The following is an 18,599-nucleotide window of genomic DNA, read 5'->3' as shown; positions in this document are numbered from 1 at the left end:
TATGACTTTAACTCAACTATAGAAAGGAGTCTCACTTCTTATGAGCCTTATTTGGCTGTTTGTCTTTATTATTGTTGTGATGTTGTTCGTACTCATGACAAACCTGCCGAATCGTTCTGCACGACCAGCGTCAGCATCAGAACAAGCACAACAAGAAATTACGCATAACACAGGTCGGTACAGAACAACTATAAGCAGACAAGCTGGATGGATAGCGTTAAGTGCGCCCGTTATCAGCGCAATTTATTTTATAACCATGATTCCACGTATCGCCGCCAATCAACTGGTTATGGTTTCATTGCCGTGGATGCCGTCAATCGATGTAAATTTTGCGTTCAGATTAGATGGCTTGTCTTTAATCTTTGCCTTGTTAATCACTTTAATTGGTACAGGTGTTGTATTATATGCGAATGCATACCTATCAAAAGCACATGATGATTTGCCAAGGTTCTACGTGTATTTATTAATGTTCATGTTTGCGATGTTAGGCGTTGTGCTAGCAAATAATACCATACTGCTGTACGTATTTTGGGAGTTAACGAGTATTGCGTCTTTCTTATTAATTGCTTATTGGTATAACCGACCAACAAGTCAGGCAGGCGCAATGAAATCATTCTTAATCACTGTCTTTGGCGGCATGTTTATGATGGTTGGGTTTGTTATTTTATTTAACATTACCGGTACAAATACTATTTCTGAATTAGTGCAAATTCCCGTTCGCCAAACGATGTATGAATCTCCTTGGTTCCCACTTGCGGTTGTCTTTATTTTATTAGGTGCCTTTACGAAATCGGCACAATTTCCATTTCATATCTGGTTGCCAGATGCGATGGAAGCACCGACACCTGTCAGTGCTTACCTGCACTCTGCGACAATGGTTAAAGCCGGATTATACTTACTATTTCGTTTTACACCGATATTAGGTTATGAGCCATGGGTAGCTTATATTGTTATCACAATTGGTATTATCACTTTAATGGTCGGTTCCTTTGTGGCAGTTGGACAACGTGACTTAAAAGGATTGCTTGCTTATTCCACAATCAGTCAACTCGGCATGATTATGTCGATGGTCGGCTTTGGATTTTTAGCATATAGTCACCAAGCACAAGGGTTCCAAGCCTTTTATGTTGCGAGTTTATTTGCGGGACTGTTTCATTTAATCAACCATGCGCTCTTTAAGAGTGTGCTCTTTATGGGTGTTGGTATTGTAGATCATGAAACAGGCACACGTGATTTATCGCGTTTAGGCGGTTTACGTAAACTATTGCCAGTCACAACTGTGATGATGACCATCAGCGCAATGGCGATGGCAGGTCTCCCGTTATTTAATGGTTTCTTATCAAAGGAAATGTTCTTTGCGACATTGGTCAGCGCGAAAAAACTTACGATGTATGACCAAGTCTTTGTTTCTGTGATGTTGATTGTTGGTGTGGTTGCCAGTCTCTTTACGTTCATTTACAGCTTACGTTTAGTCAAAGATACTTTCTTTGGCCCGTTACACAAAGAGGGCTTACCGCAAGTACCTGAACATGAGCCAGTAGGACTGTATATTGCGCCGGCAGTGATTACACTCGGTATGCCATTATTCTTTATTATCCCGAACGTCTTAGGGCGATATTTAATCGGTCCTGCCTTACGTGATATCGGACATTCAGATAAAGTGGCACCATTTATTCCGCACATTGCCGCATGGCACGGTTTAAGCCCTGAGTTATGGATTACCTTAACGATTTATGTCGTGGGTATTTTACTCTTATGGCGTTCACGTTGGATGAATGTTTACAACAAGTTACCAGAGTTTCTATCCATCAACAGTATCTATCGGGGTATGTTAAGCGGAAGTGAGCGTTTTAGTAGAAGCGGGATGCAGTTGATGATGAATAACCGATTAAATCAATACTTACATGTGATTTATTTCTTATTCTTCGGTATGTTGGCTTATGGTTTTATTCGCGTCGGTTGGATACCTGTTGAAGGTTTCAAAGTGAAGCCGATTACGTGGTTTGAAATTTTAGTCACTGCCAATATTGCTTTCTTATCTGTTGCATTAGTGTTCTTACGTGAACGTATGGCGATGATTATTATTAACGGTGTTATCGGTTATACGATTGCGATTGTCTTTGTCTTAATGAGAGCGCCAGACTTGGCGATGACACAGTTAGTGATTGAAACGATTACGACTATCTTATTCTTATTAGTCTTTTACCATTTACCAAACGTACGACGAGATAAAGTACATGTCGGGAAAGAAGCGGTCAAGCTATCTATTGCTTTATTAATGTCGCTCTTTGTCGTGACATTTGTGATTATTGCACAACAAGAACAAGCGTTTAATAAGATTTCAAGTTTCTATGAACATAGTGATAAATTGGCAGGTTCTAAAAATATTGTCAACGCAATTCTCGGAGACTTCAGAGCACTAGATACCATGTTAGAAGGCATTGTCATTATGATAGTGGGTCTCGGTATCTATTCCTTAATTAAATTCAAAATCAGAAAGGGTGATTCAGATGCACGAAAATGACATTGTATTAGAAACGATTTCTAAAGTAGCAGTTTTCATTATTTTGACCTTCGGTTCTTATATTTTCTTAGCGGGTCATGATAATCCAGGTGGCGGCTTTATCGGCGGTTTAGTTTTCAGTTCAGCGTTTATCCTGATGTTTCTAGCCTTTGATGTTGAAAAGGTCATTCGTTCACTGCCGCTTGATTTCAGAGCAGTTACGATTACAGGTTCTTTATTATCCATTGCTACCGCAATCGTACCAATGTTTTTTGGACACCCTTTATTGTCACATGAGGATGTTTACGTCACATTGCCTTACTTAGAGAAAGTGCATCTTTCAAGTGTGACATTGTTTGAATTCGGTATTTTATTAACAGTCGTCGGTTCAGTGACGACAATTATGCTTGCGATAAGTGGTGATAAAAGTTGAACGTCATACTTATTATAATTATTGGTATTTTAACTTTTGCAGGTACGTATATGATTTTATCGAAAAACTTAATTCGGATTGTTTTAGGTACTGCCATTTATACACACGTCGCAAACTTAGTCATTTTAGCGATGAGCGGCTTTGATGGTACAAAAGTACCGATTATTAACGATGAAGGCAGTAATTATGTAGATCCCTTACCACAAGCGTTGATTTTAACCGCAATTGTCATCGGATTTGCGGTTTCCGCATTCTTACTTGTCTTAGTCTATCGTACTTATAAAGTGACACGGGTAAACCGAATTGAAGCGTTACGCGGTGAGGATGATGATGTCGATGAATAATATGATGTTAATCCCACTGTTGTTGCCTTTAGTCACAGGATTAATTTTATTCTTCTTTAAAGAACGTTTAATGGTTACGAGACGTATCGCGATTACGATTCAAATCATCAACACAGCAGTTTCAGCTTATTTATTAGCGTATGTCTATCAACATCAACCGCTAGTAATCAATTTTGGTGATTGGCAGCCGCCATTCGGCATTCAATTTGTCGGCGATACTTTAAGTATTTTCTTTGTCACAATTGCCAACTTAGTGGTTACTTGTGTTATTTATTTTGGTTTTGGTAAGCGTGAACATCTTGCGAACCGTTATTTCTTACCATCCTTTATTTTATTTATGCTGACAGGTGTCAACGGCAGTTTCTTAACTGCTGATATTTTCAACTTGTACGTGATGTTTGAAATTATGTTGATTGCGTCGTTCGTCTTATTAACACTTGGTCAAACACTAGAACAATTACGTGCGAGTGTCATTTATGTCGTAATGAACGTTGTCAGTTCTTGGTTCTTCCTTATCGGTGTCGCTTATTTATATGGCACACTCGGCACATTGAACTTCGGTCATTTAGCGATGCGGATAAGTGAAAGTGACCAACCGCCGATGATGACAATGATTGCGATTATTATGATCTTCGTGTTCGGCGGTAAAGCAGCTTTAGTCATGTTTATGTGGCTGCCTAAAGCCTATGCCGCATTAAATACTGAATTAGCTGCGTTATTTGCGGGATTGATGACAAAGGTCGGTGTGTATGCGTTAATCCGTGTCATGGTGTTGTTATTTGATCAACAGCCTGATATTACACATCAACTCATGTACTATATGGCAATCATTACGATGATTATTGGTGCTATCGGTGTACTGGGTTATGAAGATGTGAAGAAAATAGCCGCTTATCAAGTTATCTTGTCTATCGGCTTCTCAGTCATGGGTATCAGTACCTTGAATCAAGCAGGTGTGACAGGTGCGATTTTCTATGCCGGTCATGACATGATTATTAAGACCTTATTATTCTTAGTCATGGGTGTCTTTGTTGTCTTAACAGGTTACCGAAGTTATAAACAAATGGGCGGTTTGATTCATACGCATCCGTCATTAGGTATTATTTTATTTATTGTCACATTATCTATTGGCGGCGTACCGCCATTCAGTGGATTTCCTGGGAAATTACTGATTATACAAGGTGCACTCGCTGAAGGATATGTGGTCGGTGTCGCACTGATGATTATCACCAGCTTGATTGCGATGTATAGTTTATTGAAAGTCTTTTTCTATATGTATTTCGGTAGAGAAGAGATGCCTGTAGTCCAACGACAACCAATCTTGCCGCATAAGTTGATTGCGATGATTTTATTAACAGTTGCGACTATCCTGATGGGGCTTTGTGCCGAATGGATTTTAGATGTCGCACATCATGCGGCTGAATTTAATATAAACCCTAGTGACTATATCAAATCAGTTATCCCAAATGTGGAGGTGGAATAATGTTAGCCCAACTAACCCTGAATATTTTAATTGCTGTATTATGGACGCTCTTTCAAGACGAAGATAAATTCCACTTGTCTACATTTATTGCTGGATATCTGATTGGTATTGCGATTGTATATTTAATCCATCGATTCTTCTTTAAACGTGTCTTCTACTTAAAGAAAGTCTGGATTATTTCTAAATTCATTTTGATTTATAATATGCAGCTGTTGATATCGAGTTTATCAACCATCAACTATATCTTATTTAAATCACATGACATGAACCCAGGTTTATTAATTTATGAAACGTCATTGAAAAGAGACTGGGCGATTACTTTATTGACCTTGTTAATCATGTTGACACCAGGCTCGCTTGTACTCAGGGTATCACCTGATGGCAGTCGTTTCTTTATTCATGCGATCGATGTTTCTGAAAAAGATAAAGCCGTTTTAACCAAGCAGATTAAGAAATATGAACGTTTGATATGGGAGGTGCTCAAATGATTGAAATGGTCATAGATTGGATGATACGGAGTGCTTTAGTCATTTACGGTATTGCGGTGATTATCGCTTTGATACGTGTGATTAAAGGACCGACAACACCTAACAGGGTGGTCGCATTTGATAGTATTGGTGCGATGATTATCTCTATTGTAGGCTTACTCAGTATCGTCTTAAACACCTTAACTTTCTTAGATGCGAGCTTAATTATCGCTATCCTCGCATTCTTGAGTACCATTGGTATCTCACGCTTCGTAGAAGGAGGACGAATCTTTGATAATAAACGAAATCGTTAGTTTATTCGCAGCTGTCCTTATCTTGTTGGGATCTATTGTCGCTCTCATTAGTGCCATCGGTATTTTAAAGTTTGATGATATCTTCTTGCGTGCACACGCCGCAACGAAAAGTTCAACCTTATCTGTGTTGTTTTCATTAATTGGTGTATTTATTTATTTCTGGTTTACACGTGATTATTTCAGTGTCAGAACGCTATTAACGATCTTATTCTTATACATGACGTCACCAGTCGCTGGGCAAATGATTGTACGTACGGCTTATAACGTTGGTTCATATATGTATATGAAAGACAACACCCAAAAAGGGGCTTCTTTGAATATTGCTTATAATAAAAGAGAAGCTAAGAAAAACAGAAAGTTACGGGCTGAACGCAGACGAAAAGCAACAGAAGCGTTCACAAAAGGTGAGCATCAGCCGACAATTCGTTATAAAAAGAAAGATGACTAATCTAATACGCACGCTATAGTGAATTTCTAAACTATGGCGTGCGTATTTTTAGTTCAGCCAACCTCAATACTGTTTTGTCGTAGAGTTCCAAAATAGAAAGTGTCTAGATGTTTATAATCCAATAATTGTTCCAGAATCATGGTATATAGACACCGCTTTGTACAATGTTATTTAAAATTTTAAAAGTATTGAACAATCATATATGCAAACGTACGCAAATGGAGTATAATCAGTTTGACAGATTATTCAGATTAATTTATAACCTATTGACTTTGTGAATGTATTCACATAATATATTAGATAGGATATGAATTACTCTACTATACAACTTTTAGAATTGAGGGAGTAATTATGACAAAAATTAAATTTTTTGGTACACGTGATTATGAAAAAGATGTAGCTTTGAACTGGGCTAAAGAGAATGATGTTGAAGTTTCATTCTCAAATGACTTCTTAAGCTATGATACTTTGGATCAGCTTGAAGGGTTTGACGGCGTTACAACAATGCAATTCGGCAAACTTGAAAAAGAAGCTTACCCTAAATTAGAAGCAATGGGCATCAAACAAGTCGCACAACGTACTGCAGGTTTTGACATGTATGATTTAGAATTAGCGAAAAAACACGGTATTATTATCTCAAACGTGCCTAGCTATTCTCCTGAAACAATTGCGGAATACTCAGTAGCTGCTGCATTAAATCTTGTACGTAGATTCCCACGTATTGAAAAACGTGTTCAAGACTATGACTTTACTTGGGATGCGACAATTATGGCAAGACCAGTAAAAGACATGACAGTCGCAATTATCGGTACAGGACGTATCGGCGCATTAACTGGTAACCTTTTCGCAGGCTTCGGTGCTAAAATTGTAGGTTATGATTTATATCCAAATGATTCATTAGATTTCTTAGAATATAAAGATACGATTGAAGAAGCAGTTAAAGATGCGGACATCGTTTCTTTACACATGCCAGGTTCTGCAGACAACCACCACATTTTCAATAAAGAAATGTTTGCGAAATTCAAAGATGGCGCAATCTTAGTTAACGCAGCACGTGGTGCAGTTGTAGATACAGAAGCATTAATCGATGCGGTCAATGAAGGCAAATTAACAGGCGCAGCTGTCGACACTTACGAGTTCGAAATGCCTTACTTCACATTTGACTTTACTGGTAAAGAACTTGAAGATGAAACATTCAAAAAATTAATCGAAAATGACAGAATTCAATTAACACCACATATCGCATTCTTCTCTGATGAAGCGGTACGTAACTTAGTTGAAGGCGGATTAAACGCTGCACTTAATGTCATCAAAACAGGCGATACACCAACACGCTTGAACTAATTATTGTGAGTCGAAGTTATTTTATATAAAGGAAGTCGGATCAGCTCAACTGATCCGGCTTTTTAATTTGTTTCATTTACACAAAAACAGGTGAAGACTTCAAATCTCCACCTGTTTGATGTGTTGTGTATTAATGTTTAATGCGATTTAAGCCACGGTTTTTAAAGCCGCCGACTTTATATGCGATAAATAATAAGATTAACCAGAATGGTGAGAAGTATAAGGCTACTCTTGTATCTTCAGCTAAGAATAAAATCGCGATGACAATAACGAAGAAGATAAGGGTACTATATGAACCAACTACACCAAAGAAGTTTTTAAATTTTGAAGCAGCATGTAATTCAGGATGTGCTTTACGATATTTGATATAACAAACTAAAATGATTGTCCAAATAAAGATAAAGAAAATTGTTGCGACTGTAGTTACGACTGTGAATACAGTATCTGGAATAACATAGTTCAATAATGCTGCTAAGAATAAGACAACCCCTGAGAAAATCAATGCATTGTATGGTACCCCGTGACGATTGGCTTTACCTAAAGCTTTAGGTGCGCTGTCTGAAACAGCTAAACCATAAACCATACGACTGTTACTGAATAATCCGCTGTTTGCGGCACTAGATGCTGAAGTTAATACCACAAAGTTAACGATACCCGCAGCAGCTGGAATACCGGCTAATACGAATAAGTTAACGAATGGACTTTCTTTAGGATCTAATTTATCCCATGGTGTGATACTCATAATAACCATTAAGCTTAAAACATAAAAGATGATGATACGAATACCGACGCTGTTGATGGCTTTCGGTAAGTTCTTTTCTGGATCTTTTGTTTCACGTGCAGTAACACCGACTAATTCAATCCCTACGAAACTAAATACTGCCATTTGGAAAGCGAGTAAAAAGCCCATAACCCCATTAGGGAAGAATCCGCCGTGAGAGTAAAGGTTGCTGAAACCACTTTGAATGTGGTTAGGTGATGAGAATCCAGTAAAGATTAAATAAAGGCCAATGACAATTAAGAATAAAATCGCAATAACTTTAATGATCGCAAACCAGAATTCGATTTCCCCATAAGCTTTAACTGTCATTAAGTTTAGTGCGAGTAGTAAGATAACTGTGATAATCGCTGTTAAGTAAGGTGGGAAAGACGGCCACCAGAAATTAATATATTTGGTTACAGCTGTGATGTCCGCAATACCTGTAGCTACCCAACAAAACCAGTACGTCCAACCTGTAAAGAAACCAGCCATATGGCCTAAATAATCTTCCGCAATATCAATAAATGAATTGTATTGACTGTTTGATAAAAGAAGTTCACCTAATGCACGCATCATAATGAACAAGAAGAACCCGATAATGATGTAGGCCAAAAGAATGGATGGCCCAGCTAACGCAATACTTTTCCCTGCCCCCAAGAAAAGCCCCGTACCGATAGCGCCCCCGATGGCGATCAGCTGAATGTGACGATTGGTCATACTGCGTTTTAAATCATTGTTTTCCATGATGTTACACCTCTTTGTAGTTTTTATATAGAGAACGGATGGCGTGCAGAGTGAAACTGTGCATATCATCTATTTTCTTTTTATGTTGTACGGAATAGAATATGTGTATGGAAGTATTATACACTAACTTTAATGAGTTGCGTGACTAATTTTTAAATTTTCTAAATCAAATTTCAATGAAAGCGTTTTATATATGATTTTAGAAGATAACATCATACATTATGAGATTTAGGGTAAAAAATGACTGAGCGAGTGAATTATTAAAAAGATAAAATAAGGCGCAGAATCAAAGGAGAAGGTAACAGTGAAAAAATTAATAACGGGATTGCTTTTTGCGTCTATGACATTGATATTATCAGGATGTGCTTCTTCAGAAGTGAAAGAAGTCAAACAAGAGGCCAAACAAGAACCGACGCAAAAAGCACCGCCACAACAAGAACACAAGAAAGATACTGGATCTGCGAAATCAGAAGGACAACAAGTGGATTTAAATCCGTCTATCTTTGACAAGAAGAAAAAGAATCAAAAATTGACTAAAGCAGAATTAAAACAAGATATCCAAACGTATTTGAATGCTGATCATGATATCACACGTATTTATGAACACTATCAACAAAAGCTGCATTCAAAAGAAGGGCTTTCTAAACGCGATGCAAAACATATTGAAAAAAGCCAGTGAGCTAGCAAGTACGAATGATAATAACTTTGCGCAGTATATTAATGAAAATCGTTTACCGAAAGGTTATGACGGACATGCGCATAAAATTAATCGCTACATTACAAACTCTAACCAATACCTCAGAGATATCGATGAAAAAATAGATACTGCAATTGCTTCTTCAAAAAATGGACGTGTTTCTGTAAAAGAAGTCGGTGCGATTGAAAAAGGAAACGATAAACCTAACAAACGTGAACAAAAGAAAATTGAAAAAATATTGGAAGAAGAAAATATAGATACACGAGCATTCAAATAATCATGAGGGCATTCTTTTTGGAATGTCCTTATTTATTTGTGAGCCTTTACTTGAGTGAAATAAGTGTATAATGGAGTCAAGTTCTTAAAGTATAGATGAATAATAGAAATAAGAAGGTGATCTATATGACATCAGTTCTAGAAATTAATAATCTCACAAAACGCTTTGGTAAATTCAAAGCACTCTCTAAATTAAATATGAGGGTTGAAGAAGGAGAAATCTTCGGCTTTATTGGTCCGAACGGTTCAGGTAAATCAACAACAATTAAGACGATGTTAGGCCAATTAAAACCAAGTTCCGGCAGTGTTACGTTATTTGGTAAGGATGCTTTTAAAGAAGCAGTAGCCATACATGAACGCATTGCGTATGTCCCGGGTGATGTGAATTTGTGGCCGAATTTAACTGGAGAAGAAGTTATTGAGTTCTTATTAAGTTTACAAAAGTCAGTGAACCATGAACGTAAACAAATGTTAATTCGAGATTTTGAGTTGGATATTCACAAGAAATGCAGTACGTATTCTAAAGGGAATCGACAAAAAGTTGCTTTGATTGCCGCACTAAGTATGGAAGTAGATTTGTATATTTTTGATGAACCAACGTCTGGTTTAGACCCTTTAATGGAACGTGTCTTCCAGCATCATGTAAAAGCGTGCCGTAAGCGTGGAAAAACAGTACTATTATCAAGCCATATTCTTTCTGAAGTAGAACAACTATGTGACCGTGTAGGAATTATACGTAAAGGTGAATTAATAGAAACAGGCACATTAGATGAAATGCGTCATTTAACACGTATGCGCTTTACCGTCATGACACAAGAGATACTAACACATTTAGAAGCGCAACCAGGTGTACATGATGTAACCAAACAAGATGAAACGTATCAATTTCAAGTGGATACTGATCAAACCAGTACAGTGATTCAATATTTAAGTCGCTTCAACATTAAAAAGTTAGAAAGCCAACCGATGACTTTAGAAGATTTATTCTTACGACACTATGGCGAGCAGCTAAAAGAAGGTGAGTAAGATGACACAAAAGCGACTGACACTTTCTAAGATAATGTTGTTTTATTTGAAGCGAAATAAATGGTCTATCATCTTTTGGTTAGTAGGATTAATCGCATTAACCTTAATGATTCCGCAATCATTTGCGAATTTGTATCCTGATAAACAAGCATTAGTACCACTGTTTGAAATGTTTAAAAATCCTGCGATGCAAGCGATGCTTGGTAAATTCTCTTTAGACCAAATGACTATAGCGACGATGTTCAACTATGAGATGTTGATGTTTACTGTGATTCTCGTCAGTATTATGAATATCTTATTTGTTTCGAAAGATTCAAGAGGGGATGAAGAAGCGGGACGTTTAGCGATGTTATCTGCTTTACCGATAGGACGTGCGACATTGATTTTGAGTGCGATAATTCAACAAGGAATCATTAATGTCATTTTAGGTATATCAATCAGTATAGGCTTGATGTATACAGGTATTGATCATTTTACTGTTGAAGGCGCATGGCTATACGGCATGCTTATTGCGGTATCAGGTTTTATGATAAGTATGTTTACATTACTTGTCGCGCAATTAACCACGACACAAAGTCAGACAACAGGCATCAGTATCAGTTTGTTATTGATAATGTATTTAATCCGTGCCATAGGCGATGTGTCAGCTTCTTGGCTTTCTTACATTGTTCCGCTTGGCTGGATCACACGCGCCGATATTTATAGTTATAACCATTGGTGGCCGGTTGCTGCGTTATTTGGAATGTCTCTCATATTATTAATTATTGCGGTGATATTGAATAGACACCGTGATATGGAGTCTGGGTTATTGCCAACGTTTAAAGGGCATTCGCGTGCATCATCTTTATTAAAATCACCTTTAGGACTACAACTACATTTACAGCGTACTGGAATAATCGTTTGGGCTATAGGTATGTTGATGCTAGGTTTGTCGTATGGTTCGGTATTTGGAGATTTAGAAAATTTCTTTAAAGAAAATCCGCTGTTACAAAGAATGTTGACTGGCAAAGGAAATAACTATGCTGAACAATTTGTGCCGATATTGATGGCAATTATGGACATGATTTCAACGATACCTGTTTTAATGGCAATCTTTAAAATCCAAAAGGAAATCAGATTAAGCCATACAGAAAGTATACTGGCTTTGCCCATACATCGCATACGTTATTTAATGAGCTTTATTTGGATTGGATTGATCAACAGTGTCTTGATGATTAGTTTAGCTGCGTTAGGAATGTATATGGGTGCTGTCTCAAGTATGGATAAACCTATTGCTTTTAATAAAATCTTCACTGCAGGGTTAGTTTTTATTCCAGCAATATTAGTCTTTGCGGGGTTGGCTGTCTGTATTATCGGTTGGTTTAAGAAAGGGAGTTTAATTGTCTATCTCTATTTAGCTTACTCTTTCTTAGTCGTATATCTAGGACAATTATTAAATATAAAGCAATGGTTGAAAAAAGTGACGCCTTTTGGGCATGTACCACGTCTGCCGATTGCAGATATGGATTGGTCTGCGACTATAGTTATGCTTGTGATAGCAACGATACTATTTATTTTGGGCATTGTTGGTTTTAAATATAAAGATATTTCTTAGACATGAATATAGAAAACAATTCAAAAAAATTAAATTCTAATCGCTGATATATCTTTTTCTATGGAAATATGGTAGATTTAGAGGGTCATTACAGAGCATGGAGGAGAACATGGAACAAACATTACCTAATTGCCCGAGCTGTGGTTCGGAATATACGTATTTAGATGGTGCGTTATTTGTCTGTCCGATGTGCGGACATGAATGGACACAAGATTCAGTAGAAGAAGCTGAGGAAGCGTTAAAAGTACGAGATGCCAATGGTCAAGAATTACAAGATGGTGACACTGTGACAGTGATTAAGGACTTGAAAATCAAAGGTGCTTCATCTGTGATTAAGCAAGGTACGAAAGTTAAAGGTATCCGTCTAGTAGATCCTGAAGACGGTCATGACATCGATTGTAAAATTCCAGGTGTCGGTCAAATCGGTTTAAAATCGATTTATGTTAAGAAAATCAAATAGTCTTGTATCGATGTAAACAGATATCAGCGTTGGAAAGCCCTCCTATTCAAACCGAGTAGGAGGGCTTTTTGTTAATGTTAGTAGTGCTTTCGATTTTGAACCCTGCTGAAAAACCATTTGTTTGCATATTAAAATAGAAGTTAATGGACAATAAAACTAATAAAGCAATAAAGCTGACAATCGTGATAATATCGGCAACACGCTTAGCAAAAGAAAGATTCATAGTAGACACACCTTCTTTGTATGTGATTTATATTGCTTTTCTTAATTGTAATATAACATATTTTTTAATTGAATGATTGTAGGATCTAACCTCTTATCACATGAATAATCATTAGTCAGACTATATAATAGAGGTGTATCTAAAATATGAATTGATGATTGAACACAAAAAGGGGTTGTGCACATATGAAAAAATTAATTCAAGATAAAACTACAATACTTTCAGATATGTTAGAGGGTTTAGCACTTTCAAATCCCGAGCAAACTGTCATTTCTGAGACGGTTGTTGTTAGAAAAGAGAAAAAGCAACAAGGTGTTGCGTTAGTTTCTGGCGGAGGAAGCGGACATGAACCTGCACATGCAGGCTATGTTGCACAGGGAATGTTAGATGCGGCAGTATGCGGTGAAATCTTTACATCACCGACACCGGATAAAATTTTAGAAGCGATTAAAGCTGTTGATAATGGTGACGGTGTCTTATTGATTATCAAAAATTATGCCGGAGATGTTATGAACTTTGAAATGGCGCAAGAAATGGCTGAAATGGAAGGTATCAAAGTCGGTAAAGTGATTGTCAGAGATGATATTGCGGTAGAAGATAAAGAGATGCGCCGTGGTGTAGCAGGCACAGTTTTTGTGCATAAGTTTGCAGGTTACCTTGCTGAACAAGGTGAATCGCTAGAAACGATTGTAGAACAAACTGAAGCATTATTAGCTGATATGCGTACAATAGGCATGGCACTTACACCGCCATTTGTACCATCCACTGGTAAGTATGGCTTTGATTTAGAATCTGGAGATATGGAAATCGGTATCGGTATTCATGGGGAACGTGGATTGAAGAGAGAAGCGGTTAAACCTATCCAAGATATTGCAACTGAATTAGTTCAAGCTTTGAACGAAGAAGTCCAAGCGAAAGAAGTCATAGTGATGGTAAACGGCATGGGTGGCACACCGCTTTCAGAATTAAATATCGCAGTGAAGTATATCAAAGCAGCACTTGAAGCAGAAAATGTTTCAGTCAAAGACTGGTTTGTCGGTGATTATATGACATCGTTAGATATGCAAGGTTTCTCATTAACATTATTAGAAAGTACTGAGGAACGTTTGAATGCATTAAACGCACCGACAACAAGCCGTTATTTCGGATAACGCACAAGGAGGAAATGAACTATGAATGCAGAAACATTAAAACAACGTTTAATTCATTTACAAGAAATTTTTCAAGAACGTGAAGATACATTAACAGAACTTGATCGTGCCATTGGTGATGGTGACCATGGTGTCAACATGGTCAGAGGCTTTAATGCCTTACCACAAGCATTAGAAAATGCGGACACAGTCCAAGATGTTTTGAAAACAACGGGAATGACTTTAATGTCTAAAGTTGGTGGTGCTTCAGGTCCATTATACGGTTTCAGTTTTGTCAAAATGGCACAAGTTGCGGAAGATGAGATTACAGAAGACAACTTACCTAAGTTGTTAGAGGCATTTTCACAAGCGGTACATCAACGCGGTAAAGTTGAACTAGATGAAAAAACAATGTACGACGTGATTGAAAGAGCGAGAGAAGCGGTAGAAAATGGAGAGACTGTTGATATCGCATACCTTCAAACACTCGCAGATAATACAGAAGATTTAGTTGCGACAAAAGGACGTGCAGCTTACTTCAAAGAAGAGTCAAGAGGTCACACAGATCCAGGTGCACAAAGTAGTGTTTATATCTTAAACGCATTGATAGGAGATGAGTAAATCAATGACAGCGATTATTGTAGTCAGTCATAGTGAAGAAATCGCAAACGGCATCAAAAAACTTATTAGCCAAATGGCTGAAGGCGTGCAAGTGATTCCAGTCGGCGGCAGTGACGGTACTATTGGAACATCCTTTGAACCTATACAACAAGCAATTGAAGGTTTAAAAGACGATGCGATTTGTTTCTATGATTTAGGTTCAGCAGAAATGAACTTAGATATGGCTATTGAAATGTACGATGGACAATATAGAGTAGAGAAAGTAGAAGCACCTATTGTAGAAGGCAGCTTTCTAGCAAGTGTCAACATCTCTACTGGTATGAGTTATGAACAAGTTGTAGAATCAGTTGAAAGTGAATATAGATAAAAACAACGGCGCATTTGTGTAAGCAAGTGCGTCGTTATTTTATTTAGTATAGAGTAGAAATGCGTTAAATGATATAATTTTATAAAGGAATTGTGCGAAGTAGAAAAGCATCAAAATATAGATGCTTTATTTTTAAATACTACATCAACAGAAAATACGAAAGAGTGAAGACTATGAAAAGAGTGATTACATACGGTACATATGATTTACTGCATTACGGCCATATTGAATTGTTGAGAAGAGCAAGAGAAATGGGAGATTATTTAATAGTTGCCCTTTCAACTGACGAGTTTAATAAATTAAAAAATAAGAAGTCTTATTATAATTATGAACAAAGAAAGATGATGCTGGAGTCAATTCGTTATGTTGATCTAGTAATTCCCGAAAGTAATTGGGATCAAAAAACGAAAGATGTTGACCGTTATGAAGTAGATACTTTTATTATGGGACATGATTGGGAAGGCGAATTTGATTTTCTCAAGGACAAATGTGAAGTGATTTACCTAAAACGTACGGAAGGCATATCTACTACTCAGATAAAAAAAGAGTTATACGGAAAAGATGCGAAGTAAAAAAGAAAAACACCAGAATTAACTAAAATTTTTATTACAGGCAACAGGAGTGTTCAAATTGAAAAATTTAAAGCAATTAGCAAGAAATCAATTTAAAAGAAAATATAAATTTCTAAGTGATCCGATTAAATCTAAATTTAGAAGTCGCGGTGTGAATATAGCTACGAAATATGCATGGTTTTATAAACATTTAAAGGTAAATAATACATCCATTTTATATGAATCTCGAGATGGTCAAAGCATGACTGATAGTCCTTATGCAGTTTTTGAATATCTATTCACTTCGGCATCACATAAGAATTTCACACATATTTGGGTGGCAGATTCTAAAGAAAAAATTCGAGAATTTAAGAAAAAATATATTAATAAAAAACAGGTTCGTTTTGTAGTGAAAGGTTCTGAACAGTATTTAAAAGCTTTAGCAGAATCAAAATATTTAATTAATAACTCTACATTTCCGAATTATTTTTCAAAAAAACCTGATCAAGTGTATGTAAATACATGGCATGGCACACCTATAAAAGCTATGGGGTTAGACATGGAAGATAACTTATTAGCATCACAAAATGTTATTAAAAACTTTTTGAGTTCAGATATATTAGTGAGCCCTAATGCTTATACAACAGAAATTTTTCAAAGAGCATATAAACTAAAAGGGTTATATGAAGGTGAAATTGCTGAAATAGGTTACCCTAGAATCGATTTGACCATTCATGCTAATAAGGATGAAATTTTGAAAGAATTAAAACGTACAGGTTTAAAAATAAATAATAACAAACTTTTGGTTTTTGCCCCAACATGGAGAGGAGAAGATAATAAAAATCCAGAGGATAGTTTAGATGATTTATATAAAATTATAGAACAATTAAACAATAACACTGACTATGCTACGCTTATCAAAGTACATCCCTTTGTTTATAAAAAGGCCGAAAATATGCATATGCTACGTAAATACCTAATTCCTGATACTTTTGACACAAATAAACTATTGGGAGTTACTGATTTATTGATAACAGATTATTCTAGTATCTTTTTTGATTATCTCATAACAGGAAATCCGATTATTTTCTATACCCCTGACTTTGATTCATATAAAAATAGTAGAGGCTTATATATTGATACAAAGTTACTACCCGGACCTACACTTTTCAATGTAGATCAGTTGATTGAAGCAGTACAAAACAGTCAAAAACTTATGAGACAGTATAAAGAAAATTATAAACACTTTCAATCTTTGTATGTATGCAATGATGATGGTAATGTAACACAAAAATTAGTACAAAGAATGTTTAATCACAACAATTTTAAAAGCAAACACAAGAAGACAAAAATACTAATGTATCCTGGCGGGATGATTAATAATGGGATAACATCTTCTGCAATTAACTTATTGGATAATATTGATTATGACCAATATGATGTAACAATTTTTTTGGGTTATACTCGTAATCTAGAAGTTTTAAATAATATTAAAACAGTGAACCCTAATGTCAGAATCATGTTTAGATATGGACCTTTATTAGCAACAACTATTGAGAAATATCAAGATACCTTTATAAAGAATAGGGGTATACAATCCAAAATTGAAAAAGAACTTTATCCAACTGAACTTTATGAAAGAGAGTTTAGAAAGATATTTGGTATTTCTGAATTTGATGTTGTTATTGATTTCAGTGGATATTCAATGTTTTGGTCTAAGATTTTATTGGGAACAAATTCTAAAAAGAAACTGATATATCTGCATAGTGATATGGCTAGTGACATGAATAGAACGATAAATGGAGTAAAGCCACATCATCAAAATCTCAAAGGTGTTATGAGCATGTATGATAGATATGACTATTTGGTAAGCGTATCTAACGAGACAGAGAAGGTAAACAAAAGCAAAATAAGTAATGCAAATACAATTGAAAAATTTACATCAGCTATGAATACTATTAATATTGATAAAATAAATGAATTTTCAAAAGACGATTCTGAAGTATTTATTCGTCATGAAGAAACTGTTTTAGCATATGTTGAAAATAATATGATTAAAAACGTTCCTTTTAATCAGAATGATTTTAAAGTGATGGCAATGGGAAGACTCTCACCAGAAAAAGGTTTTGATATATTAATAAAATCTTTTAAAACGATAGTCGAATTGAATGTACATGCTAAGCTTTATATTTTAGGTGAAGGCCCAATAAGATATTCTTTGGAAAATTTAATTCATCAATTAAACCTTCAAAACAATGTGTTTTTAATCGGCCAAAAAAGAAATCCATTTAGTATCATGAAACAATGTAATTTATTTGCATTAACCTCGCATTATGAAGGCCAATCTATGGTGTTGCTAGAAGCTTTAACACTTGGGATGAACGTTATAGCATCCAATATTCCAGCTAATCGATATGTTTTGCAAGAAGGTAAATACGGTATGCTAACAGAAAACACTCCAGAACAAGTTGCTGCTAGTATTGTAAGATTTATGGATAATAAAATTCCGGAATTCGAAAAGTTTGATAGTGAAGCTTATAATAAAATAGCAATCAGTCAGTTTTATAAATTGATTAAATAAAACTATTTTGAAAAGGCACTAGATTTGTACATTATCTACAAATTTTAGTGCCTTGTTTTTATCATGTTAAATGTAAAATTCCCTTACAAGTGTTATACTTTTGTAAAGATTCATTAAACTCTATTAAATATATTAAGTTTATACTAATGAGTAAATGTATTTATGAACGTATTTTCGGAATAAATGCATGATTGTTTGCAAAATACATAGTAGAGTATGTGTTTCATCATAAA

The 18,599-nt window shown here is 35.9% G+C and carries 19 protein-coding genes; 18 read left to right on the top strand and 1 reads right to left on the bottom strand.

The features are described from left to right. Window positions 1-40: 40 nt before the first annotated feature. The 8 genes from HMPREF2603_RS07175 to HMPREF2603_RS07140 all read left to right on the top strand — a co-directional run bounded on the left by HMPREF2603_RS07175 (window position 41) and on the right by HMPREF2603_RS07140 (window position 7,336). On the top strand, window positions 41-2,524 hold the full coding sequence (locus HMPREF2603_RS07175) for a DUF4040 family protein (RefSeq protein ID WP_060804428.1): 2,484 nt from the start codon (window positions 41-43) through the stop codon (window positions 2,522-2,524). Next, window positions 2,511-2,936 (top strand): monovalent cation/H+ antiporter subunit B, encoded by a 426-nt coding sequence (locus HMPREF2603_RS07170; protein ID WP_002479965.1) that lies wholly within the window; start codon window positions 2,511-2,513, stop codon window positions 2,934-2,936. The genes HMPREF2603_RS07175 and HMPREF2603_RS07170 overlap by 14 nt, the downstream gene beginning before the upstream one ends. Beyond that, window positions 2,933-3,280 carry a Na(+)/H(+) antiporter subunit C gene (locus HMPREF2603_RS07165; RefSeq protein ID WP_023015572.1) on the top strand — a complete coding sequence of 116 codons (348 nt, stop codon included), beginning with the start codon at window positions 2,933-2,935 and terminating at the stop codon, window positions 3,278-3,280. The genes HMPREF2603_RS07170 and HMPREF2603_RS07165 overlap by 4 nt, the downstream gene beginning before the upstream one ends. Next, window positions 3,267-4,763, top strand: coding sequence for a Na+/H+ antiporter subunit D (locus HMPREF2603_RS07160; protein WP_002479963.1), 1,497 nt, complete (start codon window positions 3,267-3,269; stop codon window positions 4,761-4,763). The genes HMPREF2603_RS07165 and HMPREF2603_RS07160 overlap by 14 nt, the downstream gene beginning before the upstream one ends. After that, window positions 4,763-5,251, top strand: coding sequence for a Na+/H+ antiporter subunit E (locus tag HMPREF2603_RS07155; protein ID WP_002479962.1), 489 nt, complete (start codon window positions 4,763-4,765; stop codon window positions 5,249-5,251). The genes HMPREF2603_RS07160 and HMPREF2603_RS07155 overlap by 1 nt, the downstream gene beginning before the upstream one ends. After that, on the top strand, window positions 5,248-5,544 hold the full coding sequence (locus HMPREF2603_RS07150; RefSeq protein WP_023015570.1) for a Na(+)/H(+) antiporter subunit F1: 297 nt from the start codon (window positions 5,248-5,250) through the stop codon (window positions 5,542-5,544). Before HMPREF2603_RS07155 ends, HMPREF2603_RS07150 begins: the two co-directional genes overlap by 4 nt. After that, window positions 5,522-5,992: a Na+/H+ antiporter subunit G gene (locus tag HMPREF2603_RS07145; RefSeq protein ID WP_002479960.1), complete on the top strand. Its 471-nt coding sequence runs from the start codon at window positions 5,522-5,524 to the stop codon at window positions 5,990-5,992. Before HMPREF2603_RS07150 ends, HMPREF2603_RS07145 begins: the two co-directional genes overlap by 23 nt. A 351-nt stretch (window positions 5,993-6,343) precedes the next feature. Continuing rightward, entirely contained in the window at window positions 6,344-7,336 is a 993-nt protein-coding gene (locus HMPREF2603_RS07140) for a D-lactate dehydrogenase (RefSeq protein WP_002479959.1), read from the top strand. A 130-nt stretch (window positions 7,337-7,466) separates the two neighbouring features. On the opposite strand, the gene HMPREF2603_RS07135 is transcribed toward HMPREF2603_RS07140, so the two are convergent. After that, on the bottom strand, window positions 7,467-8,840 hold the full coding sequence (locus HMPREF2603_RS07135) for an amino acid permease (protein ID WP_060804427.1): 1,374 nt from the start codon (window positions 8,838-8,840) through the stop codon (window positions 7,467-7,469). Window positions 8,841-9,144: 304 nt separating this feature from the next. On the opposite strand from HMPREF2603_RS07135, the gene HMPREF2603_RS07130 reads away from it, so the two are divergent. The 10 genes from HMPREF2603_RS07130 (at window position 9,145) to HMPREF2603_RS07085 (ending at window position 18,366) form a co-directional block, all read left to right on the top strand. Further along, window positions 9,145-9,519 carry a hypothetical protein gene (locus tag HMPREF2603_RS07130; protein ID WP_060804426.1) on the top strand — a complete coding sequence of 125 codons (375 nt, stop codon included), beginning with the start codon at window positions 9,145-9,147 and terminating at the stop codon, window positions 9,517-9,519. Continuing rightward, the gene (locus HMPREF2603_RS07125; RefSeq protein ID WP_060804425.1) at window positions 9,491-9,814 is read left to right on the top strand and encodes an NDxxF motif lipoprotein; all 324 of its coding nucleotides are present in this window, start codon (window positions 9,491-9,493) and stop codon (window positions 9,812-9,814) included. Before HMPREF2603_RS07130 ends, HMPREF2603_RS07125 begins: the two co-directional genes overlap by 29 nt. Window positions 9,815-9,939: 125 nt before the next feature. Next, a complete protein-coding gene (locus HMPREF2603_RS07120; protein ID WP_070468966.1) occupies window positions 9,940-10,839 on the top strand; it encodes an ABC transporter ATP-binding protein in 900 nt (299 codons plus the stop codon). 1 nt (window position 10,840) lies between these two features. Further along, entirely contained in the window at window positions 10,841-12,433 is a 1,593-nt protein-coding gene (locus HMPREF2603_RS07115) for an ABC transporter permease (protein WP_060804423.1), read from the top strand. 109 nt (window positions 12,434-12,542) lie between these two features. Next, entirely contained in the window at window positions 12,543-12,893 is a 351-nt protein-coding gene (locus HMPREF2603_RS07110) for a zinc ribbon domain-containing protein YjdM (protein ID WP_002479954.1), read from the top strand. A 408-nt stretch (window positions 12,894-13,301) separates the two neighbouring features. Continuing rightward, a complete protein-coding gene (gene dhaK / locus HMPREF2603_RS07105; protein WP_060804422.1) occupies window positions 13,302-14,267 on the top strand; it encodes a dihydroxyacetone kinase subunit DhaK in 966 nt (321 codons plus the stop codon). A gap of 21 nt (window positions 14,268-14,288) precedes the next feature. Then, window positions 14,289-14,867 (top strand): dihydroxyacetone kinase subunit DhaL, encoded by a 579-nt coding sequence (gene dhaL, locus HMPREF2603_RS07100; protein ID WP_060804421.1) that lies wholly within the window; start codon window positions 14,289-14,291, stop codon window positions 14,865-14,867. Window positions 14,868-14,871: 4 nt separating this feature from the next. After that, window positions 14,872-15,234: a dihydroxyacetone kinase phosphoryl donor subunit DhaM gene (gene dhaM / locus HMPREF2603_RS07095; RefSeq protein ID WP_002479950.1), complete on the top strand. Its 363-nt coding sequence runs from the start codon at window positions 14,872-14,874 to the stop codon at window positions 15,232-15,234. Window positions 15,235-15,407: 173 nt separating this feature from the next. Next, a complete protein-coding gene (tagD, locus tag HMPREF2603_RS07090; RefSeq protein ID WP_002479949.1) occupies window positions 15,408-15,806 on the top strand; it encodes a glycerol-3-phosphate cytidylyltransferase in 399 nt (132 codons plus the stop codon). A 58-nt stretch (window positions 15,807-15,864) separates the two neighbouring features. Then, complete coding sequence (locus HMPREF2603_RS07085) at window positions 15,865-18,366, top strand: glycosyltransferase (protein WP_070468969.1); 2,502 nt, start codon at window positions 15,865-15,867, stop codon at window positions 18,364-18,366. The last annotated feature ends 233 nt before the right edge of the window (window positions 18,367-18,599 follow it).

It is taken from the genome of Staphylococcus sp. HMSC055C03 (genome assembly GCF_001809385.1).
In the GTDB taxonomy this organism is placed as follows: Bacteria; Bacillota; Bacilli; order Staphylococcales; family Staphylococcaceae; genus Staphylococcus; species Staphylococcus simulans.
This window is presented reverse-complemented; position numbering and strand designations above follow the sequence as displayed.